The sequence below is a fragment of the Elusimicrobiota bacterium genome (assembly GCA_018816525.1).
Classification (GTDB): domain Bacteria; phylum Elusimicrobiota; class Endomicrobiia; order CG1-02-37-114; family XYA2-FULL-39-19; genus OXYB2-FULL-48-7.
In genome coordinates this window covers 1-5,698 of the sequence record JAHIVV010000031.1, presented here as the reverse complement: position 1 = coordinate 5,698, position 5,698 = coordinate 1, and the positions used below count along the sequence as shown (strand labels likewise).

5 protein-coding genes are annotated in these 5,698 nt (G+C 41.1%); 1 reads left to right on the top strand and 4 read right to left on the bottom strand.

All coding sequences use genetic code 11. The annotated features are described in order from the left end of the window. Nucleotides 1-19: 19 nt before the first annotated feature. Nucleotides 20-274, bottom strand: coding sequence for a hypothetical protein (locus tag KKH91_03415; protein MBU0951863.1), 255 nt, complete (start codon nucleotides 272-274; stop codon nucleotides 20-22). 488 nt (nucleotides 275-762) lie between these two features. Between KKH91_03415 and KKH91_03410 the strand changes: the two genes are divergently transcribed. Then, nucleotides 763-2,031: a Gfo/Idh/MocA family oxidoreductase gene (locus KKH91_03410; protein ID MBU0951862.1), complete on the top strand. Its 1,269-nt coding sequence runs from the start codon at nucleotides 763-765 to the stop codon at nucleotides 2,029-2,031. On the opposite strand, the gene KKH91_03405 is transcribed toward KKH91_03410, so the two are convergent. The 3 genes from KKH91_03405 to KKH91_03395 form a co-directional block, all read right to left on the bottom strand. Beyond that, nucleotides 2,028-3,218 carry an NAD(P)/FAD-dependent oxidoreductase gene (locus KKH91_03405; GenBank protein ID MBU0951861.1) on the bottom strand — a complete coding sequence of 397 codons (1,191 nt, stop codon included), beginning with the start codon at nucleotides 3,216-3,218 and terminating at the stop codon, nucleotides 2,028-2,030. The genes KKH91_03410 and KKH91_03405 overlap by 4 nt on opposite strands. A gap of 45 nt (nucleotides 3,219-3,263) precedes the next feature. Continuing rightward, nucleotides 3,264-4,856, bottom strand: a complete 1,593-nt coding sequence (locus KKH91_03400; GenBank protein ID MBU0951860.1) for a DEAD/DEAH box helicase — start codon at nucleotides 4,854-4,856, stop codon at nucleotides 3,264-3,266. A gap of 131 nt (nucleotides 4,857-4,987) precedes the next feature. Then, the coding region (locus KKH91_03395) for a DUF4143 domain-containing protein (protein ID MBU0951859.1) at nucleotides 4,988-5,698 on the bottom strand (711 nt) is incomplete at its 5' end.

Sequence of the window (5,698 nt, the reverse complement as noted above, 5' to 3'; positions counted from 1 at the left end):
TTCCTAGGCCACCCCGCTTTTACCCCACTACACTTTTTTTTAAAAGGTGCAGCTGCAATGTCATATCCCCAACTAACTCTTTGAGCTGTTCTGTTTCCCGGCGCAGGCCATCCACTTCATCACTGTTGGCTTCACGTAAACTGTCGCCTTTTAACCTTGATTTCCCGGCTTCCATAAAATCTTTCAGCCATTTGTAATATATTGCCGCTGCTATTCCTTCCCTGCGGCATAATTCTGACACTGGTATCTCTTTGCGAAACCCTTCTAATACCACACGGATTTTGTCCTCTGAATTAAACCTGCGCCGCGTGGCGTATTTAACTTCCCGGATTAACCGGACTGCTCCGCCGGGCTTACTTCTGTTTCCTGATTGATTGTCCCTTCCATCGTTGTGCTCCTCCTTTTTTTATTTTACTTCTTTTGCGGCTGAAGCACAACCAAAAAACTCTCTACTAATTCAAACCCTAACTACTCCAATAAGGTCTAAAGATGAACACTCCGTAGTTATTTCATTCTATCAGAAGACCGGACCATATACAACTCCTATACCTGCTTTAATGACACCATCGCTAAATAATCGGGTACATACTTTCATTTTCATTTTTGGCACGGTGGCAGTATCTTTATCCGCACCCGGTGACCCCGGAAGTACAATCAGGCATTTTTGTGTGTCCCTTTGACAAATATTTTTAAATATATTGAGAAAATTAGCGGTAATTGCTATAATGGAAATCCAAGAATGGTGTTATTTACGGAGGATACATGGAAAACAACAAACCAATCGATGTTACCATTGTAGGCGGGGGCATGATAACCAATGACCTGCTTCTACCATCGATTTATCATCTCCAAAGAACCGGAATTGTAAAGGATATTAGCATTTGCGCGCTTAATAATCTGCCTTTAAAAGCGCTTAAAGAAAATAAAGAAACCTCAGACGCCTTTCCCGGCCAGGATTTTAACGCTTACCCGGCGCTTTCGGAAGACCCTAAAAAAAATTTCCCGGCGCTTTATAAAGAAGTAATAGCAAAGATGGCGCCCAGGCAGGCAGTTGTTGTAGCCATGCCGGACCAGTTTCATTATGAAGTAGTTATGGAGGCGTTAAAAAATAACCAGCACGTGCTTTGCGTAAAACCGCTCGTGTTAAAATATGAGCAGGATATCGAAATAGAAAAAATTGCCCTGGAAAAAGGGCTTTTTGTCGGCGTGGAATACCATAAACGGTTTGACCGCAGGTCTTTGATTGCAAAACGCAGTTATAAATTAGGCCATTTCGGCGAATTTATAATGGGTGAAGCAAAACTTGTTGAACCTTATTATTACCGCCATTCAAATTTCCAGAATTGGTTTACCTGCGCTAATACCGATCCGTTTGTTTATGTCGGCTGTCATTATGTTGACCTGGTTTATTTTATAACAGGGCTTAAACCAATAGAAGTTTCAGTTCAAGGCACAAAAGGCAAATTCCCTAACGGGAATGAAGGTTACCTTTGGGCCAACGGAAGAATTCGTTTTGAAAACGGCGCGCTTTTAAATGTATCAACCGGGCTTGGTTATCCGGATGACGCGGCAGGCAATAATGAACAATGCCTTTCAATGTTTTTTGAAGGGAAAGATAAAACCGGGCTTATTAAACATGATGACCAGTTCCGCGGAGTCAGCTACAGTTACCTTGATGGTATAGGGCTTGGCGGGTCCCGCTTTAATTTTATTAACCCCGACTTTTATAAACTTGTTTTATGGGAAGGTAAAGGATATAAACCGATCGGATACGGTTATGATTCAGTTGCCGCAAGTGTAAATACCATGCACAGGATTGAAAATGAAGTTGCGGGTGTTTCAGAAGATAAATCGCTTAAAAAAAGACAGGAAATTATCAAAGAGATTGATGATAAAGGCATAATCGCTACGCCTGCAAACAGTTATATAAATGAACTTGTGGTTGAAGCGGCAAGATTGTCAATTTTGAAAGACGGCATTCCGGTAAAAATTGTTTACGGAAAAAATCCTAAAGTTGAATGGAAAATTTAATTCTTAGCTGCAAGGAAGGCAGTGGAGAAGGCGGCTTGAAGGTTGAAGCCGCCGGTTAGGCCGTCGATATCGATAACCTCGCCGCAGAAGTATAAGCCTCTCACAATTTTAGATTCCATAGTATAAGGGTTTATTTCTTTTAGAGAAACTCCCCCGCTTGTTACGGTAGCTTCTTCTATCGGCCGGGTTTTTGTGATATTAAGCCTGAAATTTGTTATTAAATCTATTGTTTTCCCTATTTCAGTTTTATTAAGCTGTTTGCATTTTTTATCTTCGGCAAAATCCGCCAATTTCATAAGCGCTTCCACAAATCTTTTAGGCAGATGAACGCTCAAAATGGTCTTTAAGGTTTTTTCTCCTGAATTCCTGATTTCCTTTCTTAATTTCCCGTCAAACTCAACCGGACTGATTCCCGAAATCAAATTAACTGCCAGTGTAACTTTTTCATTCTTATTCAAATGCTCTGCAACCAGCCCGCTTATATGAAAAATTGCCGGGCCAGAAATCCCAAAATGAGTGAAAAGCATATCTCCTAATTGGGTGATTATTTTTTTATTTCCTGCAAAAGCGTTTATTATAATGTCCTGGAACGAAAGCCCCTGTAATTCTTTGCAAATTTCTCCAGAGACCTCTAAAGGAACCAGGGCTGGTTTAGGAGTTACGATCGTATGCCCCAGTTTTGCTGCCATAAGATAACCGTCTCCAGTGGAACCTGTCTGCGGATAAGAAAGGCCTCCGGTAGCAATAATGACTTTATTACAATTAATAATTTCCTGTATATCTTTTAATTTTACTCCCTTTACTTTTTGCTCTGCGGCAAATATTTCCTCTACAGAAGAATTAACCCGCAGTATAACTCCTTTTTCTTTCATGAATTTTACAAGCACAGCTGAAATGGCATCTGCATTTCCGTTAGCGGGAAATATTTTGCCTTTTTTCTCAACAATAGTTTTTATCCCGTACCCGTTTAAAAACTTTATCAGGCCCTTGTTAAAAAATTCAGAAAAAGCGCGGTACAAAAATTTGCCGTTTTTATGATAACTTTTTATGAAAACATTAATATCGCCGTTGTTGGTGATATTGCATCTTCCGCTGCCTGTAATTTTAAGCTTTCTGCCCGGCTGGTCCTTTTTTTCTAAAAGAAGGGTTTTTCTGTTGGCTTCTGCTGATTTGCCTGCGGCAAACATTCCTGCGGGTCATGCTCCTATGACAATAACATCAAAATGTTCCATCTACCTTTTAATAGCAGGAGCAATGTGTATCTTTGTCCCTTTAATATTTTTATTATCAATTGCTTTTATAACATTTCTGGCATCATTTATGGAAACCTCAAAAAAAGCAAATTTTTCGTGGATGCTTATTTTCCCCACCGCGTATCCTTGGAGGCCGGCTTCATTGCGCAATATTTCAATAAGGTCTTTAGGGCCGATATTCTGCGCTCTGCCTAAATTAACAAACAACCTCGCTTTTCCCGCTTCAGCGCCGGTATTCTGCAAATCATCCATATCGACGCCTTCTTCCTTTTCTTTAACTCCGATTGTCATCAGCTTTAAAAGCGATGCGGCTAAATCAACGGAAGTAAAATCTTCTTTGAGGAATTCTTCAACCTGAGCGACATATTTTTTCAGATTTCCTTCCTTTATTGTTTTTTTTGCGCGGTCTAGCGTGCTATTGCTTCTTATGGCTTCAACATCGTCAAGCGAAGGCACTCTTTGCCGGAATATTTTTACTTTCGCGTATTTTTGAATATCTCTCAGTTTATAAAATTCATCTCCGCCAGCGACAAATGTAAATGCTTTTCCGCCTTTCCCGGCGCGGCCTGTCCGGCCGATTCTGTGCACGTAATATTCTTCATTTTGTGGAATGTCGTAATTAAAAACCGCTTCAATATCGTCCACATCAATGCCGCGGGCAGCCACGTCAGTTGCGACAAGCAATTCAATTGCGCCTCTCCTAAACTTTGACATAATGCGGTCTCTCTGAACCTGTTTCATGTCTCCGTGAAGTTTTTCCGCCAGGTATCCGCGGGCCTGCATATGGTCCACCAGTTCATCCACCTGAACTTTTGTATTACAGAAAACAAGCGAAAGCTTAATATTGTAAAAGTCAATTATGCGGGAAAGTGTTTCAAGTTTTGAACTTTGGGTTACCTCGCAGTAGGATTGCTCGGTATTGGGCACAGTGAGTGCCTCGTGGATAACTTTTACCATCTGAGGTTTTTTCTGGTACCGGTGAGTCAATTCAAGGAATGCTTTTGGCATGGTGGCTGAGAAAAACATGGTCTGTCTGGTATCTTTGGGCGTTCCCTTTAAAATAAGTTCGATATCGTCGATGAAACCCATATCAAGCATTTCATCTGCTTCATCGAGCACAACCATTTTTACGTTATTTACCTTCAGCGTCCCCCGGTTAATGTGGTCAATCACTCTTCCGGGCGTACCAATAATTACTTGCGCGCCGTAACTTAAGGCATTAATCTGCCTGTCTATGCTCTGGCCGCCGTAAATGGGCACAATATGCGCGCCCTTTTTGTATTTAGAAAGTTTTTTAAATTCTTCCGCCACCTGAATGGCAAGTTCTCTGGTAGGGCAAAGTATAATTGCCTGGAGGTTTTTGTCTTTGACATTGATTTTTTCCAGGATTGGAATTCCGAATGCTAATGTTTTACCCGTTCCGGTCTGGGCCTGGCCGCAAACATCTTTGCCTTCCATTACCGGAAGGATGGCCTGGGATTGGATGGGCGTGGTTTCTTCAAAACCCATGTCTACAATCGCTTTGCTTATTTCTGGCGATAAATTCAGCTCGCTAAATTTTAAATTTTGCATTAATACCTCTTTCATACCCAATGCTACCCGCTTGGAAGGATATTCTATAATATTGGTAACTAAAAGACAAATGTTTTTTCGGAAAAATTATCATTATCATTTTGATATCAATTTCATTTCTGAAGCATTCTTCAGTATAGCATTGAAATAGGGAGGCATACTATTTTGTCAGCCAAGTATCGGACTTCATTTCCCGTATATATTATTATTCCAATGCAGTCTTTTGGGTGCTCAGCCAGAAATGTACGCAAATTATCGGAATCACCATAACTTATACCGGAAGAGAGCTTAACTTCTATTGCAAGGAGTTTATTTCCGTACTCAACCACAAAATCGACTTCTTTACCCGTGACGGTACGCCAGTAATATATCCTTGCTTTGGGAACCATTAACTCGCATAAGACCGAAAGGTGGAGAAGAACAAAAGTTTCGAATATTGAACCGGCTTCCCTTGCCGTTTTAAGAGAATTCTCGTCGTAATACCCGCAGAGATAACTGGTCAGCCCGGGGTCAAGGAAATATATCTTCGGCGATTTAATAAGCCTTTTTGTTCTGCTTTTTGAATAAGCGGGAATTCTGACCAAAAGACAGGTTGCCTCCAAAAGGTTTAAATAGCGGTACACTGTAGCTTGCCCTATTTTAATATCTCTCGCAATCTCTGTCTGGTTTATTACCTGCCCTGATCGCAGCGCTACAGCCTTCATAAGATTTCTGAAATCAACCAGGGATTCCACCTGCGATAACTGCCGCAGGTCCCGTTCCAGATAAGTCATTATATACCCTTCCCACCATCTTGTTACATTCTCCGGTAAAGAAATATGCAATAGAGGCGGCATAAACCC

Coding starts and splice junctions, on each gene's coding strand:
- KKH91_03410 (MBU0951862.1), top strand. CDS start 763: ATGGAAAACAACAAACCAATCGATGTTACCATTGTAGGCGGGGGCATG.
- KKH91_03400 (MBU0951860.1), bottom strand. CDS start 4,856: ATGCAAAATTTAAAATTTAGCGAGCTGAATTTATCGCCAGAAATAAGC.
- KKH91_03405 (MBU0951861.1), bottom strand. CDS start 3,218: ATGTTTGCCGCAGGCAAATCAGCAGAAGCCAACAGAAAAACCCTTCTT.